The 18792-nt window shown below is 40.2% G+C and carries 13 protein-coding genes; 9 read left to right on the top strand and 4 right to left on the bottom strand.

The genetic code is table 11. From position 1 onward, the window contains the following. Positions 1 to 317, bottom strand: a 317-nt coding sequence (locus H6G76_RS32675) for a transposase family protein (protein ID WP_190710144.1), incomplete at its 3' end; no start/stop codon positions are given. 39 nt (positions 318 to 356) lie between these two features. Beyond that, positions 357 to 833 (bottom strand): filamentous hemagglutinin N-terminal domain-containing protein, encoded by a 477-nt coding sequence (locus H6G76_RS32670; protein WP_397333998.1) that lies wholly within the window; start codon positions 831 to 833, stop codon positions 357 to 359. A 263-nt stretch (positions 834 to 1096) separates the two neighbouring features. On the opposite strand from H6G76_RS32670, the gene H6G76_RS32665 reads away from it, so the two are divergent. Continuing rightward, a complete protein-coding gene (locus H6G76_RS32665) occupies positions 1097 to 1765 on the top strand; it encodes a response regulator transcription factor (RefSeq protein ID WP_190710142.1) in 669 nt (222 codons plus the stop codon). Beyond that, positions 1765 to 3717 (top strand): CHASE2 domain-containing protein, encoded by a 1953-nt coding sequence (locus H6G76_RS32660; protein WP_190710140.1) that lies wholly within the window; start codon positions 1765 to 1767, stop codon positions 3715 to 3717. Before H6G76_RS32665 ends, H6G76_RS32660 begins: the two co-directional genes overlap by 1 nt. A gap of 14 nt (positions 3718 to 3731) precedes the next feature. On the opposite strand, the gene H6G76_RS32655 is transcribed toward H6G76_RS32660, so the two are convergent. Next, positions 3732 to 5879 (bottom strand): CHAT domain-containing protein, encoded by a 2148-nt coding sequence (locus H6G76_RS32655; RefSeq protein ID WP_190710138.1) that lies wholly within the window; start codon positions 5877 to 5879, stop codon positions 3732 to 3734. A gap of 348 nt (positions 5880 to 6227) precedes the next feature. Between H6G76_RS32655 and H6G76_RS32650 the strand changes: the two genes are divergently transcribed. The 5 genes from H6G76_RS32650 to H6G76_RS32630 all read left to right on the top strand — a co-directional run bounded on the left by H6G76_RS32650 (position 6228) and on the right by H6G76_RS32630 (position 9760). Next, positions 6228 to 6401: a hypothetical protein gene (locus H6G76_RS32650; protein WP_190710136.1), complete on the top strand. Its 174-nt coding sequence runs from the start codon at positions 6228 to 6230 to the stop codon at positions 6399 to 6401. Between the two features lie 154 nt (positions 6402 to 6555). After that, positions 6556 to 6837 carry a DUF4278 domain-containing protein gene (locus H6G76_RS32645; RefSeq protein WP_190710134.1) on the top strand — a complete coding sequence of 94 codons (282 nt, stop codon included), beginning with the start codon at positions 6556 to 6558 and terminating at the stop codon, positions 6835 to 6837. A 25-nt stretch (positions 6838 to 6862) separates the two neighbouring features. Then, on the top strand, positions 6863 to 7294 hold the full coding sequence (locus H6G76_RS32640; protein ID WP_313934872.1) for a hypothetical protein: 432 nt from the start codon (positions 6863 to 6865) through the stop codon (positions 7292 to 7294). Between the two features lie 110 nt (positions 7295 to 7404). Then, complete coding sequence (locus H6G76_RS32635) at positions 7405 to 8139, top strand: glutathione S-transferase family protein (RefSeq protein ID WP_190710132.1); 735 nt, start codon at positions 7405 to 7407, stop codon at positions 8137 to 8139. Positions 8140 to 8206: 67 nt separating this feature from the next. Next, positions 8207 to 9760, top strand: coding sequence for a GMC family oxidoreductase (locus H6G76_RS32630; protein WP_190710130.1), 1554 nt, complete (start codon positions 8207 to 8209; stop codon positions 9758 to 9760). Between the two features lie 980 nt (positions 9761 to 10740). On the opposite strand, the gene H6G76_RS32625 is transcribed toward H6G76_RS32630, so the two are convergent. After that, positions 10741 to 16701: a hybrid sensor histidine kinase/response regulator gene (locus H6G76_RS32625; protein WP_190710129.1), complete on the bottom strand. Its 5961-nt coding sequence runs from the start codon at positions 16699 to 16701 to the stop codon at positions 10741 to 10743. A gap of 334 nt (positions 16702 to 17035) precedes the next feature. Between H6G76_RS32625 and H6G76_RS32620 the strand changes: the two genes are divergently transcribed. Continuing rightward, the gene (locus H6G76_RS32620) at positions 17036 to 18172 is read left to right on the top strand and encodes a response regulator (RefSeq protein WP_199337609.1); all 1137 of its coding nucleotides are present in this window, start codon (positions 17036 to 17038) and stop codon (positions 18170 to 18172) included. Beyond that, the gene (locus tag H6G76_RS32615; RefSeq protein ID WP_190710127.1) at positions 18169 to 18774 is read left to right on the top strand and encodes a response regulator transcription factor; all 606 of its coding nucleotides are present in this window, start codon (positions 18169 to 18171) and stop codon (positions 18772 to 18774) included. The genes H6G76_RS32620 and H6G76_RS32615 overlap by 4 nt, the downstream gene beginning before the upstream one ends. Positions 18775 to 18792: the final 18 nt, after the last annotated feature.

The raw sequence follows: 18792 nt of genomic DNA, 5'->3' as shown, positions 1-18792 counted from the left end.
TCTCGTAAAATTGGTATCCAATAATGAAAAGTATCGTTAGCCTCTGTTTTAGATACCTCAAATAACATTCCTAATACTTGAAATGTTGGCATCTGTCTTAAATAAAATAGGCATAAACATACTTGTTCTTCGGTTGATAACTTTTCTTTGCGACCACCACCAGCCGCATTAATTCTTATTTTTTGGCCCTCTTGTTTGATTTTTATTTCTTGATGGCGTTGTCTGGCGCAATTTAGTAATGATTGTAGTTGCTCGTAACTAATCCCTAAAATTTGTTTTGTTCTGTGTGGATACTTTTGGATATAATCAAAAACCATAACTTATTCGGAAAAATGGTAGACACTCAACTTAACGTTTTACCATTTTTCTTTTCCTAAGTTAATATTTCGGACAAGTTTATTGAGAGCGGCATTGGAATTAAAAACAATTCCATTCGGATTGATTAAAAATAAATTTGCAGTGCCATTTGCCTGAATCAATCCATCAATATTAGATACTGAGTTACCTGTAACGCGAGTGAGAATGTTCTGAATCTGAGTAGGATTATTAAAAAACGCTTCTCCACCTTTATGTATAGAAAACTCACGAAAACTGTGAAACAGGTTGTTTCCTCGAACTGTTCCCCCTTCAATTGTGCAAGCGATGCATCCTGGCACGACACTAGAATTTACTGGCAAGGTATTATCGGGAACTATTTGGGCATCGACAGGGTTAGCCATGACAAAAGTTGCGATCGCCAAAGGCGGGACGTAGCCCATCGCAAAGCATTCTGTAAGAGTTATTACTCCAGAGCTAAATTGAGAGTGTTGCTCGCACCTTGATTTAGTTTTCACAAACCTGCTTAATTTTTTGCAATCAGTAGTAATCTTATATCATGATATAGCTTGATAAATTTTAATATTATTTAACTAAAAATTTGAGTTTCCAAAACTGGAAAACTAACTTCCACAAATAGCAACACGCCAGCAGTTAATTATTTGTATTCTAGACTTGAATAAGAATTTAACCGAGATGCAAGGTTAATTTATAGCCACTGAAAAGTTAGGCTTGATGTAGTTTTTATAGGTTGGATAAATGTATTTAAAAGTAAAAACTTATGAGTCAGGAAACCAAGCAAAATCTACAAAAATTTTTAGTTATTGATGACCATGAAGCTATTCTTCAAGGTACTATTCCAGCACTCCAAGAGAAATATCCCCAAGCAGAAATCTTAGCGGCTCAGGATGCCCAAACTGCATACCAGCAATTTGAACACTACCACCCAGACTTGCTGATTGTTGATTTATGTCTACCAGAAAAGCCTCAAGCTCCAGCCCAGATTGAGGTTGGGATACAATTGATCAGAACTTTGATGTCAAGTCCTCTTGCCCCTAGTTTAGTGGTTCTAAGCACCAATATTAAACCATTGGTGCGTCTCAAACCGATAATTAATGCCTATGAAGGTGGTTTTGCAGCGATGGATAAATCCTTACCAATCCGCGAAATGTTAAAGTTCATTGACTTGGCATTGCGTGGTTCTATTTATTTATCTTCAGAATTGAGATCGCGCCCAGAATTTGATCGAAAATGGATTGAAGTACTGAAATTGAAATATGAAGAAGGATTAACAGACAAAGCGATCGCCCAAAGAATGAACTTGAGCGATCGTACTGTACGGAACTACTGGATTAGACTGCAAGATGCTTTAGGCATTTATGATGAACCTGGTAAAGAATTGAGAATACAAATTGAAATTGCAGCAAGAAAAATCGGATTAATTAACTGATGAGATTGGCATTTTTTAGGCAAAATAATTTATCGAAAAAACTTTATCGGGAACTGAAACTCTGGCGAGAAGTGGTGCTACCAGGACTCTCAGTTGTAGGAATTATTATATTTGTTCGCTCAGTAGGACTATTGCAATCGCAAGAGTGGCTAGTTTTTGATCAATTACTGCGGCTACGGCCTAATGAAACTGTCGATCAGCGAGTGGTAATTGTGGGTATTGATGAGGATGATATCAACTATGTCGGCAAATTTCCTATCCCAGATCAGGAAATTGCCCAAATGTTGAACATCTTAAATAGCTATCAACCCAGAGTCATCGGTCTTGACCTTTTTAGAGATAAGAATGATTCTGCTAATGCAGAGCTTGCACCTGTCTGGCGACAGAATGCAAACATTATTGGAATTGAAGTAGCATTAAATCGTAAGCAATCTTTTAATGTTAAACCTCCACCTGAGTTACCTCCCCAACGAGTCGGCTTTGCAGATACGATAGTAGATCCCGATGGAAAACTACGACGTGGTTTAATAGCAAGTAAAACTTACACTGGAGAACTGAAATATTCCTTACCTCTGCGTTTAGCACAATTTTATTTAGATGAACAAGGTCTAAAATTTGAGCATGGCCGTCGCTCTTATGATCCTATTAAGTTTGGTTCGAGTCAGCTAGTTCGCTTTCTGCCAAATTCTGGCGGATATGTAAGAACTGATGCCAATGGCTTTCAAATGCTACTGAACTTTCGCTCACATTCCCAACCTTTTCGCACAATATCGCTTAGAGAAATCCTCAATAAAAAAGTTGATCCTAACTGGATTCGAGACCGCGTTGTGATTGTTGGGATGACTGCTCCTAGCGTTAAAGATAGTTTCATCATCTCCGCAGTCAAAAATACGCTTTACACCACGGCTTTAGGAATTGAAGAATCTTCTAATCAATACCAATGGATTTATGGTGTAGAATTTCATGCTCATGCTACCAGCCAAATCATTAGTCATGTTTTAGACAACAGACCACTGTTAAAAGTATGGCTAGAAATTTGGGAATATTTATGGATTTTAGCTTGGGGTTTACTTGGCATAATTGTGGGCTTAATCCTTCAATCTCCGGCAAAAACCTTGTTAAGTCTTGGTGTAATTAGTATCGGACTCGTTGGCATTTGTTATATTAGTCTCATTTTTGGCTGGTGGATTCCTGTAGTACCAACTCTATTAGCTCTTACAAGTGCAGGACTAACAACGTTTTTTTTTGACAGAGATTTAAGAACGCTACTCGAACAGCGTAGTTTAACTCTAAAACGCTCTTTTGAAGCAATTCATAACGGGCCTTTGCAAAGCTTGGCTGTCATTTTGAGGAGTCTTGGCGAAGAAGAGATAGAAACAGAGAAATTGCGATCGCAACTCGAACAAATTAATCGAGAGTTACGGGCTATTCCTGAATATCTCAGTCAAGAAATGCTCAGTCGCAATCAGAGTGTTTATTTAGAGGGAAAAGAAGTTCTGGATTTACAAACTCCAATTGCTGAGATGCTTTATTATGTTTATGAGATTACATTAAGAAGAAACTTTCAAGGATTTACAACAATCCAAAGTTTTATTCCACCTAATTTTGAACCATTAGCAGAGTGCCATTTAAATCTTAATCAAAAGCGAGAATTGTACCTTTTCTTACAAGAAGCTTTATGTAATGTTGGCAAACATTCCCAAGGTGCTACTCGTCTGGATGTTATGTGTACACGCTCATCAAAACATTATTGCCTGCAAATAATTGATAATGGAATCGCAATATTAACTAAAACCTATCAACGTAGTGGACAGGGAACAAAGCAAGCTCAAGATTTAGCCCGACAATTAAAAGGCAAGTTTCGACGATATCCTAACTCTCCACAAGGCACTATTTGTGAGTTGACTTGGCCTATAGTAAATCATTGGTGGCAAAACTTTTTTTATCTGTAAGCAATTACAAATTTTTATAAAATCGTTGTAATAGCTTTCACCTCAGATTGAACTTGTGTCAGTAGCTCAAAACTTTTTGAACCTGCATCTGTTTCGACAGTAGCTGATTGTGTCAAGCCAAAAGCTAATACCCTTAATTTTTCTGGGTTAGACTGTTGAGGATTTGTCAGAGTTAATGCTGGTGCAAAGGCGATCGCATACTTTTCGATCAAGAATTGCTTACCATCAAACAGTGCAGCTATCGGAATACTCCGCAGAATGCCGTCTTGAATAAACACTGAAGTTTCAATTTTTTCTTTTTCTAAATCGGCAATAAAAGGACGAATAAACCAGTCATATACTTGTTGCGCTCTGGCTTTATAAGTGTTTTCCAAGTCGGATCGCTTTTCTAGTTTGATTCGTAAATCGTTAATAATATCTTTTAATTCTTGATTTTTAACAGGAAACAAAAAAACTTTTGACTTAAATTTTTGCTGACCGTCAGCCAAGGTAAGAATAATAGCAAGACGTTCTTTTAAAATAATCGAACTGAAGACTGCGGTCTTTTTCCCCACTAATGGTACTGGTTTTTGAATTAGGGCTAAATCGCAATTATTCCCTAAATAGTTTTGTAGTTCTGCTAACCTTAACTCATCTACTATGGGAAGTATAGAACTCAAGTTATTTTGAATATCTGACTCTCGAATAAAATTATTAGTTTGCTCTACACGTAACTCTAAAAATTCGCGGTAGACTGGCTCAACATTGTCTCGAAAATCAAACTGAAAATCTCGCTGTTGTAAACTTAGGTCGCTACGAAGATTTTTGAGGCTGTCAATGGATTTTTCATAAAAATTAATTGCTTCTTGCACTTTACCTGTGGCTTTAGATAAGCGTCCCGCCTGCCATGCCCACAAATAAAGGTTTTCATCAGCGACAGTACCAGTAAGTGCTTGTTGAGTTAAATTTATCGCTTGTTGATAGTTTTGTTCACATTCGTAAATGTGTCCTAATCGACCTTTGGCAAAGGCTTCTCCCTCACGATCTTGGATTTTTTGTGTAATTGTCAGAGCCTTATTGAGTAGTTCAATAGACTTGGGCAATGATTCTGACTTTAAGCATTGAATTACTGCATTAGTAGTAACATCGCTTTTTTGGTTGACTATTTGTAGAAGATTAGCAAGTTGAATTGCCGCGTATGCTTTATTGCGAGAGTCGGGTAATTTATCTAATATAATTAGTGCTTGCTGTAGCGTATTGTTAACTATTGATTGATGTTGACGGTGATAAAGTTTAACTAAACCTAGTAGCGATCGCAATTCATTAACTTGATCATTTTGACTACGAGAAAAAGTCAGACTTTGTTCAAAATACTGTATAGCTTGGTTATCATGAGCTACAGTATATTGTTGGAATTTTTGAGCAGCTTTCTTATCGCCTACCTCATAGGCAAATTCAGCACGACGTTGATTGCTTTTAGCTAAGTTAGCGTAAGTATTAGCTAACCCATCAAACGTAGATACTATATAAGTTTGATTATCGATGCGCTTGGCAATTTTATAGCTGCGGTTAAAATCTTGAATAGCTTGCTCGTATTCGCCTTGGAGACGATGAGCATTCCCCAGACTACCCCAAGCAGCTACTTCGCCGAGATCATCTGAGTGATGGTGAGCAATTTCTATGGCACTATCTGGAATACAGCTAGCATTGCTTTGATTTTGACCGCACAAAATACTAACTGCGCGTCGGTGCTGTCCCAAACTACTGTAGAGTTGCGCCTGTTCTGTCAGCATCCGTCCTACTTTAATCGGTTCGTTTTTCTGACGATAGTAGGCAATAACTTGTTTTAATTGGGCGATCGCCTCTGGTATTTGCCCTACTTGCTGATATGCTCTAGCAAGGTATGTCCTGACACTGATTTCTTCAACAAAATTACTGTGACGCTGTTGATTGGAGAGATATGCTTGCCAAGATTTGATTGCCCCCTGAATTTCGCCAACATGGTATAGCTTAAGCCCTTGTTGTACTGAATGTGTTAAACCTGACGATTGAGTTGTTGCTATCTCTGCAATTACTTTATGCCCAACTGTTAGAGAAGGATGCCCCAACCACAAGCATAAAATCAGTGTTGTAAAAAATAAGACTGCCTGAACGCGACGGATACGTTGTAAAGAGCGTTGCATGATGGCATAAGGGAGACTATACCTGTGAATTTTACAGCATGAATTTATTTATAGTAGCAAGTCAAAGGAATTAAAGATTCAATTTTTAACAGTTTGCAAATACGCGTGAGTAAATTTCCAAAATTGGAAAACTGATTTCCTCGCTTGACGATGTATTCCTAATTTAATTTATCTATTCTGAGATTATGCAACGAAAGCGAACAGTTAGTACGTCAGTGTTGCATAAACTTCATCTTGGTATCTTAACCCGATACTTTAGTTGATTTATATATTAAAAAATTTTTACGGAATTACATCAATGAATTTTGTAATTATTTACAGTTATCAAACAATCAAAGGTACAAAATTATGCAACTTTTAAACATTTCTGATAAATCTTTACTTAGCGTATCATCAACAGTATCTTCTGATGATTTGCTCAACCAGAAACTAAAAGCAAATCAAGCTAAACTCTTTATGGTTTGGGTGAACGAATTTGATGGACAGCGTAATCGGTTAGTAGCAAAGTGGATTAGAAACTAGCAATATAAGGCAATTTATGAAGAGTTAATATCGATTTTTTAGTAAGTTAGCCAGATAATTTAATTTTTATATAACTAAAAAATATAGATTAATAACTCTTCATTAATCATTACACGAATAACTATATCTTTATTCACAATTAACGAGGCGAAATATGAAACTTCACTATCGCGGTTTAAGCTACGAGTTAAACTCTTCAACAGTTGTCAGCAGAACAACAGAAAAACCTTTTCAACCAGTACCTAGTGTTAGCTCAACTTATAATCTGATGTATAGAGGGGTTAGTTATCGTGTTGATCCCAATGCTAAATCTGCGGAAGTTTCTTTACAACCTGCAACTTATAAATTGAGCTATCGCGGAATTAATTACTTGGTAAATAAAAATGCACAAGGAGAAGTTAGCTTAATGAATAATAGTTTGTCGGCGATCGCTTAACTTTCTTAATAATGGAGTAATTCTGATGATTCATCATATTTCCATCGCTGCTCAAAACCCGCTTCGCGTTGCTAGTGTGCTGGCAGAAATTTGGCATGGTAAGGTCTTTAATTTTCCTAATCCCGGAAGCTACGCTGTGTTTGCATTTGATGAATATGGCACTGGAATTGAAGTGTTTCCTTTAGGATCTGTGTGTGTTCCAGGTTCCGACACAGAACCGAGTAAAGTTATCCAAACTTCTAGTTCACCTGATTTTGTAGCAACTCACGCCGCGATTTCTGTTCCTGCTAGCCAACAGCAGATTGAGCAAATTGGTAGGCGTGAGAATTGGCAAGTTGCGCTTTGTGACCGTGGGCCGTTCAAAGTGATTGAGTTTTGGGTGGAAAACTGGCTGATGTTAGAGTTTTGCCCCCTCAACTTGCAACTGGGTATTTGCAGTCCATCAAGCCTCAGATAGTTGAACAAGTGCTTGGTCAGCCAATTTTTATGGCTCCAGTTGAGAGCAAGTAATGCAATATTCAGCATTCATCGTAAACCCGTTTTAGCCGCATAAAGGAGTTTGAAAAAATGATTAGCTTATACACTGCACCATCCTTTGAGGATTTACCTAGCATCAGCCCACCCAGTCTAGAACTTGAAACTTGGTTCCGCATGGCAAAGCTACCCTACGAAAAGGTCATCGTGAAAGCACAAAGTTTTGAGATTGCCCCCAAGGGTAAAATTCCCTTCATTGACTATCAGGGAAAACTGATAGGTGATGCCTTCTTAATCATTGAGATGTTTAAGCAAACAGAAGGGATTGATCTCGATGCTAGTTTGACTCCCGTTGAGCGATCGCTCTCCCTAGCGTTCCGCCGTATGCTCAAAGAGAACACTCTCTGGGGAGCAGCCGAAGTTCGCTTCGGCATAGAAGAAAACTGGCAACACTATCGAGTAATAGTAGCGCGTGCGCTCTTCCCTGAGACACCACTAGAAATATCAGAACCGTTTGCTGACGAGTTTCGTAAAACGATAATCTCTCAGATGCACAGTCATGGAATCGGTCGTCACAGTCATAAAGAAATCAGTCAAATTATTTGTGCTGATTTTCAAGCCCTTTCAGACTTTCTGGCAGACAAACCATTTTTTATGGGAGACGAACCCACAACCTTAGATGCCACTGCCTATGGCTACATTGGTAATTTCCTTCAGCCACGCTATGAAAGCCCAATCGTTGATTATCTGCTTGGGCGATCAAATCTTTGCCAGCACTATGAGCGAATGTCTCATAAGTTTTTTAGCGATAGCTTGTTAAAGTTATAAATTTCCGTTTGTTTCTAACTAAAGTTATCAACTACAGACAGCAGAATTACAGAATAAGGATAATTTTATGACTGAATACAATTATATTTTGATTGGTGCAGGCTCGGCGGGCTGTGTCGTCGCCAACCGCCTCACAGAAGACGGTAAAACAACTGTATTATTACTTGAAGCAGGCAATCCACCTACCTTACCAGAGCATCAAGTTCCTCTAGACTGGACAAAACTCTGGGGTACTGGGGTAGACTGGGCATATTTTACGGAAGAAGAACCGTACATTAATAACCGCAAAATCTATTGTCCGCGTGGGAAAGCTTTGGGTGGAACCAGTTCAATCAACGCCATGATTTATATTCGCGGCAGTCGGCATGATTACGATCGCTGGCAAGAATTAGGCAATCCCGGCTGGAGTTACCAAGATGTGTTGCCATATTTCAAGAAATCTGAAAACCAGCCGCATGGCGCATCCGAATTTCATGGAGCAGATGGATTGCTGAGTGTCACAGATCCCTTAGCACCTGAAGTAACATCATATCGATTTATAGAAGCAGCAGTCACACTTGGTTATGAGCTTAATCCTGATTTTAATGGCGTACAACAGGAGGGAGCCGGACTTTACCAGTTGACGATTAAAAATGGTAAGCGGCACAGTACAGCAGCAGCGTTTTTAGTACCAATTTTGGATCGCCCCAACTTAACAGTTACCACTGGTGCATTAGTTACTCGTTTACTGTTTGAGGGAACGCGCACTATTGGAGTGGAATATCTGCACGAGGGAACGATACACCAAACCTTTGTAAATCAGGAAGTAATTCTTTCTGCTGGCGCGTTTGATTCGCCCAAACTGCTTATGCTCTCTGGGATTGGCAATGCAGAACAGTTGCGATCGCTAGGCATTCCCGTACTTATCGATTTGCCAGGTGTCGGTCAAAACCTCCAAGATCACCTTGCTGTCGGCGTTGCACACCAAGCTACTCAGGATCTGCAACCTGCTCCAACCAGCAATATCGCCGAAGCTGGATTGTTCTTGCATACTGAAGGTCGTTTAGATACTTCACCAGATTTACAGTTTCACTCTGGCCCTGTTTTGTGGACACATCCTGCTTATACCCGTGAAGGGCCAGGATTCGCAGCTACAGCCTGTCTAACGAATCCTCAAAGCCGTGGCCATCTCACTCTGCGTTCTGCTTCACCCCATGACCCAGTTGTAATACAGATGAATTATCTCCAAAGTCAATCCGATTTGCAGAAGCTGGTTACAGGAATCAAAATTACTCGTCAACTGTTACACTCAACTGCCTTTGATGACTTCCGAGGTGAGGAAGTTGCTCCTGGTGCTGATGTAACTAGTGATGAAGCACTTGAAGCTTACGTCAGAGAAACGTGTGATACTATATGGCACCCAGTTGGCACTTGCAAAATGGGAACAGACTCTGATTCAGTAGTAGATCCTGAACTGCGGGTATATGGAGTTGAAGGGTTGCGTGTCGTGGATGCTTCAATTATGCCAACTATCACCACGGGAAATACTAACGCACCCACAATTATGATTGGCGAAAAGGCCGCCGATTTAATTAAAGCCACTCGTCGAGTTTCAAAGCAAGCGTCTTTAACAAGTGCATAAATGTAGAGTGTTGAAGAGGTCGCCATCTTCTCTACGAGACGTTCCGCGAAGGGGGTTTATGTCGATTGCACTAGCGAAGCGTTAGCGACGTTAGGAGCATCACCCCCGAACCTGAAGGGCTTGTTATTAGACATAAGGCTACGCCTATGCTCATCAAGTTTACGTGTTTTAATAATTACCATCAGATGAGAGTTTGATGAACAAATACTTTATGGCATAAGTACAAGCGATCGTTCAATTGAAATTTGAGCAATACATGCAAAGGTAAGCAAGGGCGATAGTACTTGAGAGTGGTGTAAATTATTCTGTCTGATCGTCTGTGGCTCGAAAATTTTTACCCGATGCCGATAATTAAAATCCACCTGTCCTTAACCAGAGCACTTCCCAAAAAGAGAGATAAAATAACAATGTTTATTTGAAGTCGCCTCAGACTTCAGCTACTTCAGTCTAGAACCGCCTGACCTACCTGAAGTCTGCGGTGGAGGATCGTCAAAATTATTGTCCTTTTGGGCTAAAGCTCTTTCGGGGATAAATAATAGTAAGCAAAGGGCAATGTAAATAAGGATGTTTTTCCGAAAACATTTCTGTAAAAGGCATAATATTTGAGCCATGTTTCTCCTCCTAAAATAAATTAAGGCGTTGCTGATAAAATTTGAATTTCAGGTGTCCCTTGACTCGATAGCCTTAATTTATAGGAAACAGATATTACCCACATCGAATAGATGTCATGGTGTTCCCATGACATCTGTCATCAGTTCATGAAAAAATCACAGTGTGTTTCAAACGAGTATGGTTTGATAAAGCACTAACCAGTTATAAAATGCTCTGCCCCAAAAGTGCCGGAACGCGCTTGAGCAAAAGGGGTGACATACCGTGAAAAGTCAATACAAATTGCACATAAGTGGCGAATGCAAGTAAACACAAAATTTAGCTGACAAGAAATCCGGGCTGGGGTGTGCTTGATGCTGGGGAGTATTGTTCTAGTCTGGTTGAGTTAAAGCGACAATTTCTTCAAAACAAAAGTTATCGACCAGATCAGTAAGGCTTGAGGCAATATCAGCATGATTATGGGAAATTTGCTCAATGATTTTCAGAATTTGCTTGCCATCCACCCGTTTAGCAGAAGAATGTAACTGTTCAATTAAATCAACCCCCAAAGCATTTAAAGCACTAGGAGTTAAAATATCTGGCTTGTTTTGAGTTTTGGATAGTGTGTTAACTGCTTCATCATAGATATATAGCACACCAAGATGCTGAGATATAGTATTGAAAATATCAGCCTCTTGGAATGGCTTACGGATATAGTCATCACAACCAGCAGCTAGGATTGCAGCTCGCTCTGACTCTAAAGAGGAGGCAGTTACAGCCACAATTTTTGTAGCAATACCAGAGGTAGTGCATTTAATCCGTTTTGTAGCTTCCAGTCCATTGAGTACTGGTAGCCGCATATCCATAAATATTAAGTGCGGCGAATATTTTTGCCAAACTTCAATTGCCTGTTGACCATCAGTTGCTTGTTGCAGTTCAAAACCAAAACCAGAAAGCAATTTCATCAGTAGTTGGCGACCTTCAGGCAGGTCATCCACAATTAACAGCCGATAGTTAGGCTGATTTGGTTGTAGAGCCAAAACGCGACGAGTTGATTGTGGTGCTTGGGTTTGGGGAGTTTCAACTGAAGATACGCAAATATCAAACTTGAAGACACTGCCATATCCTACAGAAGAACTCACAGTAATGTCGCCTCCCATCAATTGTACAAACGAGCGAGCGATCGCCAATCCTAAACCAGTCCCTTGTTGCGATTGAATACCAGTTTGAGTTTGTACAAAGGCTTCAAATAGCTGCTCTAACTCCTTAGTGTTAATACCAACACCAGTATCTTCAACTTCAAAGTGGATTTTCTCTTGTCTGTTGTCTTCGACTACTAATAATTCATCTGATAAAATCGATACTCTCACCAACACACCCCCGGATTTGGTAAACTTGAGTGCATTGGAGAGCAGATTAATCAACACTTGACGTAGTTTGACCTCATCTGTGCAGATAACTTGTGGCACTTCCGGTTGTAACTCAAAACGCAAGTATAAATCCTTATCCTTGGCTTTAAGTTGGAACATATTCTGCAATTCACTCAGTAAGCGATGAAGATTGAAAGATGTTTCATTAAGTAGTGTCTGTCCCGCTTCGATTTTAGATAGTTCTAGAACTTGGTTAATCAGAGTCAGCAAATATTCGCCACTGCGGTTGATTATTTCTAAATATTCCTGGGATTCTTGAGACAATTCATTTGAGCGATTCAGCAATTGGGAAAAGCCTAGAATCGTATTTAGGGGAGTCCGAAGTTCATGGCTCATGTTTGCCAAAAAAGCGCTTTTGGCAAGATTTGCGACCTGCGCCTGTTCTGTAGCTTGGGCGAGTTCAGCAGTGCGCTGTTGTACCTTTTGCTCTAACTGGGTGTAGAGAGTGGCATTTTCAATTGAGATTGCCGCTTGAGAGGATAACAAATTTAGGACTGATAAGCGCTCTTTTGTAAATGCCCCAACTGTGAGATTATTTTCCAGGTAGAGAATGCCAATCAACCTACTACCGTTGAGCAGTGGAGTACACAAAATCGATTTAGTTTGATGCACCGAAATATAAGGCTCACTAGTAAAGTTACCTTCGTATGTTGCATCATTTAAGACTACATTCTCATGAGTGCGTGCGACATAGTTAATGATAGATGTTGGTAGGCAATCATCAATGGAGATTGACTGCAAAACACTCACTTGTTCATCATTAACCTTGCCAACAGCTTCAATTAGCAATTGTCCTTCAGCTTCTAAAAGCAAGTAACCCGTTTGCGCCCCAGCATTCTCAATTAAGATTTTCATCAAAGCTGCGAGTAACTTCTCAAGAACAATTTCACCGGAAATTGCTTGTGATGCTTTGATGACTGTAGCTAAATCCAAATCTTTGTTTGAACTATTGTCAGTTGTCGTAACAGGAGTTTTGGTATCCCTGTGTATAGTAATGCTCCTCCCTGCTGATGAAGTAGTCAGAAGATGTGGATATCTGGTTTCTAAATCTTTAACTTTGGCGCTTGCTCCCCAGCGCTTATAGCAATAGTGTGCTTCTTTCATATAAGTAGAAGCAAACTTGGAAAAGCCACGCGATTCATAAAACTTGGCTGCTAATTCATAAGCTAATGCTTCTTCTTGGATATATTCGTTCTCACAAGCTCCAATAATTGCTCGTTCATAAAACTCTTCAGCCTCAACAATATTACCCAATACTCTGAATTTTTCTGCTTGAACCAAATCGTATTTATGCTGGAAATTCATGGGAGCATGGTGTGCCCACTTCTGCATTTTTTCTTGATTACTGTTCACCTTGAGGAGTAACTTTTCTTGTTCTACACTGGAAATAGATGGAAATATCGCCAGACGAGCCAGAGAATCATAGAAATAGAATATAGGGACGTTTAGCGCTCCTGTCGTACCATCCAAATACTGTTCGGTATATCTGGCATTTTCTACGGCTTTATTAAACTCTTCAAATAGATAACAGAGGATAAGCTTATGGCTATAAAGGTAATGAATTGTAGTTCTGTCATTGGCAGCTAAATAAAGAGGCAGCATTTTCTTTTCGTTGTATACTTCTCCTTGTAGGTGGCAGGGATTTTCAACCCTTCCAAGTAAATTAAGAACTACTTGATGATCGACTTGATTCTGAGTTAAGACATTTTCCTGCCCCAATTGAGCTATAGCATGATGACAGAAAGCAAGCTCCCGTTCCAACTTCGCCAGTTCTAGACCACTGAAGTATGAATATTCACCTTTAGTCCTTACGGCATAGCTAGCATATTCAAAATCTCCATTTTCTATGCCGCTAAAGTAAGATTCTTCATAAAGTGATAAAGCCTCTTTTACATGATGTTTTATATGTGTTATGAACTTTGCAACTATAAAGTTTATCTTACACTTCTGTCCTGTATAATTGAACCTATCAATCAGATTTAAAGCCAATTCACCAAATTGATAAGCGGTTTCAATATCAATATCATTGGCTACCCCACTTAAAATGAGTCCGTAACCAGCATAAGTAAAAGCAGAAAAGAGAGAGTTACCATACTCAAGCAATAAGTTTATCTGTTCGCACAGAATCAGTGGTAGCAATATCGGTGCAGCTTGATAGGTAGCACCGCCTATACTACATGAGATCCGCATGGCTGCAAGTTTGTATTTATCTGTCATCACAGGCAAGCTAATCAAGTCCCCTATACTCTTCCCCCTCAAAGCAGCTCTTGTTTCTTCCAACTTCTGCTGAACATCCAGATGAGTAGGCAACTGAGGGAAACTCACCCCCAACTGTTCGAGAACTTGTAGCCCTATCTTGACAGCTTCGAGTCTGTTACTCTGCGCGATGCAGGTTAGAATTTTGACCTCATAAACTTTCACTTTGTCCAGAACAGTCTTGGCTTGTTCCAAGACAACCGTTGCCCATTTCTCCATTTCATCGAAGTCACTGCACAAGTATGCTGCTTCTGCTGCTTCCTCATGCAGAACTAAGCTGAGATCGTATTGATATTGCCAACTATCTACGATCAGCAATTTTATCCCTGTAGTCAGATATCTCAATGTGGCATTATAAGCTGTCGCCGCTTTTGCTCTCTTTGCTGCAATCAAATTTAACTGTGCGATCGCTTCTCGTTCTGCTGGCTCAATCACCAGTGCAATACTGAGGTTAAGATGATCAACGATCTCAAAGACATTTTCCGATAAAGTTTCGCTTGCTTGCTGCCACAGATTGCGACCGATTTGTAAGTGAAGGATTTGTTTTTGATTTTCCCCAATCAGAGCATACGCCGCTTGTTGAATGCGGTCATGCAAGAATTTATAATCCTGAATTAATAGTTGAGCATCTAATTCGGATATGGGTAGGATGACTCCTGCGTGAACTGCTTCAACTAACGCGGGGTAAAGTTCATCTGGTGATTTTTCACAGATAGTAGCGAGGATGCTTAAATTGAAATTAGCACCAACACAAGCTGCCAAACTTAATAGATTCTGCGTTGATTGTGGCAGTTGCTTGAGCTTGCCAATCATCAACTCCACTACATTGTCAGTTATATCCCTGGCATGAATTTGAGCGATATCCCATTGCCAGGTGCGACTCGCAAAATCAAAACTCAGCAGATTTTCAGCGTACAGAGTTTTGAGAAACTCATTCACAAAGAAGGGATTTCCATCAGTTTTATTTATTATTAACTCTGCTAAAGGTTGAACCCAAGCAGTGCCACTATGTAATGTATCGGCAATTAATTGAGCTACAGCCTCCAACCCTAAAGGCTCTAAAGTAATCTGATCAATTGTTGTCCCCGCTTTTTTCAACTCCTCAAGAGTGATTGTTAATTGATGAGTTGAGTTAACTTCCTCCTCCCGATACGCTCCAATCAAAAACAAGTATTGTGAAGAGCGATCGCTCATCATCAGTTCGATTAACTTCAACGTTGCCGAGTCTACCCACTGCAAATCGTCCAGAAAGATAACTAAAGGATGTTCTTTTGCACAAAACACCCGAATGAACTTTTGAAACACCAAATTAAAGCGATTTTGAGCTTCAGTTGCCCCAACTTCTGGGACTGCTGGCTGTTTACCAATTATCAGTTCGACTTCAGGAATCACATCAACAATTACTTGCCCATTCGCACCCAAAGCGGCTTGAATGTTTTCTCTCCACTGTTGTAAACAAGCTTCTGGTTCACTCAGCAGTTGCCTCACTAATGAGCCAAAAGCATTAACAATTGCAGAGTAAGGAATATTGCGCCCAAACTGGTCAAATTTACCTGTAATAAAATAACCGCGTTTAGAGGTTATCGGTTTATAAATTTCTTGGACTAGGGCTGATTTACCAATGCCAGAATAGCCTGTGACAAGCATCATCTCACTTTGAGGCTTGCAGTTGGCAGATGCATCTACTACTGAACTTGACCCTGTAATGATTCGCTCAAACGCCGCCAATAACGTTTCAACTTGGGTTTCACGTCCATAAAGTTTTTGCGGAATCTGAAACTTATCATAAATATCGTGACTACCTAATTTGAACGCTTCCATTCCACCTGTGTTTTCTAGCTGATGCAGACATTCTTCTAAATCTGCCTTAATTCCCCAAGCGCTTTGATACCGCTCCTCGGCATTTTTTGCCATTAATTTCATAATGATGCTAGAGACAATTTCAGGTATCTCTGCATTCACTTGGTGGGATGGAAGTGCCTTAAGAGCAATATGACAATGCACCAATTCCAGTACATCTGTTGCTACAAACGGCAATTGCCCAACTAGCAGTTCGTAGAAGGTGACTCCCAGGGAGTAAAAATCCGTGCGGTAATCCAGCATCCGGTTCATTCTCCCCGTTTGCTCCGGCGAGATATAAGCGACGGTGCCTTCTAGAACATTAGGGTTTTTAAAACTCGGATTTGTGCGCGCAAATCGCGTCGCGATCCCAAAATCGATAATTTTCACCGTCCCAGTAGCTCTGTTGAGAACGATATTACTGGGGTTAATGTCCTTATGAATGACATTGCTGCTGTGAATATTACCCAATATCTCTGTGACTTGAATCGCCAAACGTAAGAAATCAGCCAAAGGTATTGGGCTAAATCCAGGCAATTGTGAACACAATTTTGCTAATGACTCCCCGCCAAAATCTTCCAACAGCATCACGAGTGTTCTTTGATATTCTTGGATGCTATAAACTTTTATCACTCCTTTTATATCCAAAGAACGAGTGATCTCATATTCGTGTTTGTAGCGGGTAAGTTCCCCAGGGGTGGGATAATCCTGTTTAAGGACTTTCAGGATGATTGGTGTATTACTTAACTTGCTTACCCCTCGGTACACAACTGAATTCGCGCTTAAGTATATTTGGGAGTGAACCTCAATGTTTGGGAGAGTAATCATCACGCTGTACCTCGGTTCAATTCCACACACAAGTATCCAAAATCAACAAGGCTTAACGATTATTCTTCAACTTTCTCTAGTAAAAGTCAATTTGCACCCGGTCGGATTCAACAAAAAGTTAATCAACTCGCAAGTGACAAATGTAATGGTCTCGACATGACATTTATTAGATGTCGGCAAATATTTATTTAGGCTAATTTAGAGCTATCGATTCAGGGAGAAATCAAATCCAAACTACCTTACCACAAAAACTTCTACAACAAACTTTCATGAGTTTTAAAATACAAGGAATAATCAAATTAGACTTTTTTACGTCATGACTTAGAACGACTTTATGACCAACACTGTATATTCCTCTGGACTTCAAATAAATTCTAGTCAATCCAAAGGAGACATCCTCATCGTTGATGACAAGCCGGATAACCTCCGATTATTATCCGGTTTGTTGAGCGATCGCGGCTATGATGTACGGGCAGTGATGAGTGGTTCAGCTGCTCTTATGGGAGCCAAAGCTCAACCACCAGATTTAATTCTCTTAGATATTAATATGCCTGGTATGGATGGCTACAATGTCTGTCAACATCTCAAAGCCAATCCACTTACTCAGGATATTCCTGTCATCTTCATCAGTGCGCTCAATGAAGTTTTGGATAAAGTCAAAGCTTTTGAGGTTGGGGGTGTCGATTATATTACTAAACCGTTTCAAGAAGAGGAAGTCTTCGCTCGTATTCAGACTCAACTCTCTCTTCGCCAGATGCAAAGGATATTGCAAGCACAAAATGACCACTTGCAACAGACACAAGCAGAGTTACGCAGACTACTAATACAGGAACAGGAACTTAACCAGCGCATTGAACAAATGGCTGTATTAGAAGAGCGCAATCGCATCGCTCGTGATATCCATGATTCTTTGGGACATTCTTTAGTGGCGCTGAACATTCAAATGGAAACGGCGCTTACTCTTTGGAAAGAAGCTCCACAAAAGGCTTATGAGTTTCTTGTTGAAGCTAAACAATTAGGATCTCAGGCTTTGAGTGCCGTTCGCCAATCTGTTACAGATATGCGGGCAGATCCTTTACAAGGTGAGTTGTTGGAGGTGGCGATCGCAACCCTTACCCAGGAATTTCACTACACTACAGGAATTGCACCCGAATGTCATATCGAGATGTCCCTGCCTTTCTCTAACTCAGTCAATACAGCTATGTATCGCATTGTACAGGAAGGTTTGACCAATATCTGTAAACATGCAGAGGCGACAACGGTTCAGTTACAGATTCAAACGACACCTACTGAACTTTCGCTCACACTACAAGATAACGGTAGGGGCTTTTGTATTGATGGAAACCAAACTGGCTTTGGACTACAAGGGATGCGCGAACGAGTCTTGGCACTAGCTGGACAACTGGAAATTTCCAGCGAGCTTGGCAATGGTTGTAAAATTACAGCCAAATTCCCTAGAATGACAGTATGATTCAGGTTGTACTAGTCGAAGATCAAGAAATTGTCCGCCGGGGTTTGAAAACGCTGCTAGAAATCAAACCCGACTTTCAAGTAGTTGCAGAAGCTAGTAACGGTCAACAAGCCATTGACTTGGTTAAAATACTACACACCAAATCTCAGCCACCAGATGTTATTCTCATGGACATTCGGATGCCAGTCATGGATGGTGTTACTGCTACTCAACAACTGTGCCAACTGTTTCCGGCTAGCAAAATTTTAGTACTTACCACCTTTGATGATGCCAAGTACGTCGCCCAAGCCATCCGCTTTGGAGCAAAAGGATATTTGTTAAAAGATACCCCTTCGGAGGAACTGGCAGAAGCCATCCGTTGCATTTATAAAGGCTACACTCAGTTTGGCCCTGGCATTTTAGAAAAAATTGCTGCCACCACACCTTCCAGTGAGCCAAATCAACCCCAACAACTCCCACCGGGATTTGCGGAACTCACACCCCGCGAAATGCAGGTTCTCAAAATGATTGCAACAGGTTCTAGTAGTCCACCAAGGCAATTTTGCTGGGTTAAATGCTTGGATATAAACGCTGCATTTTTTTACGTGCATCCTTGGTTTTAAAACCCCAATAAACACTGG

The organism is Nostoc sp. FACHB-152 (assembly GCF_014697475.1).
In the GTDB taxonomy this organism is placed as follows: domain Bacteria; phylum Cyanobacteriota; class Cyanobacteriia; order Cyanobacteriales; family Nostocaceae; genus Nostoc_B.
The sequence above is the reverse complement of the archived record's forward strand: the minus strand, read 5'-3'. Positions and strand labels throughout refer to the sequence as shown.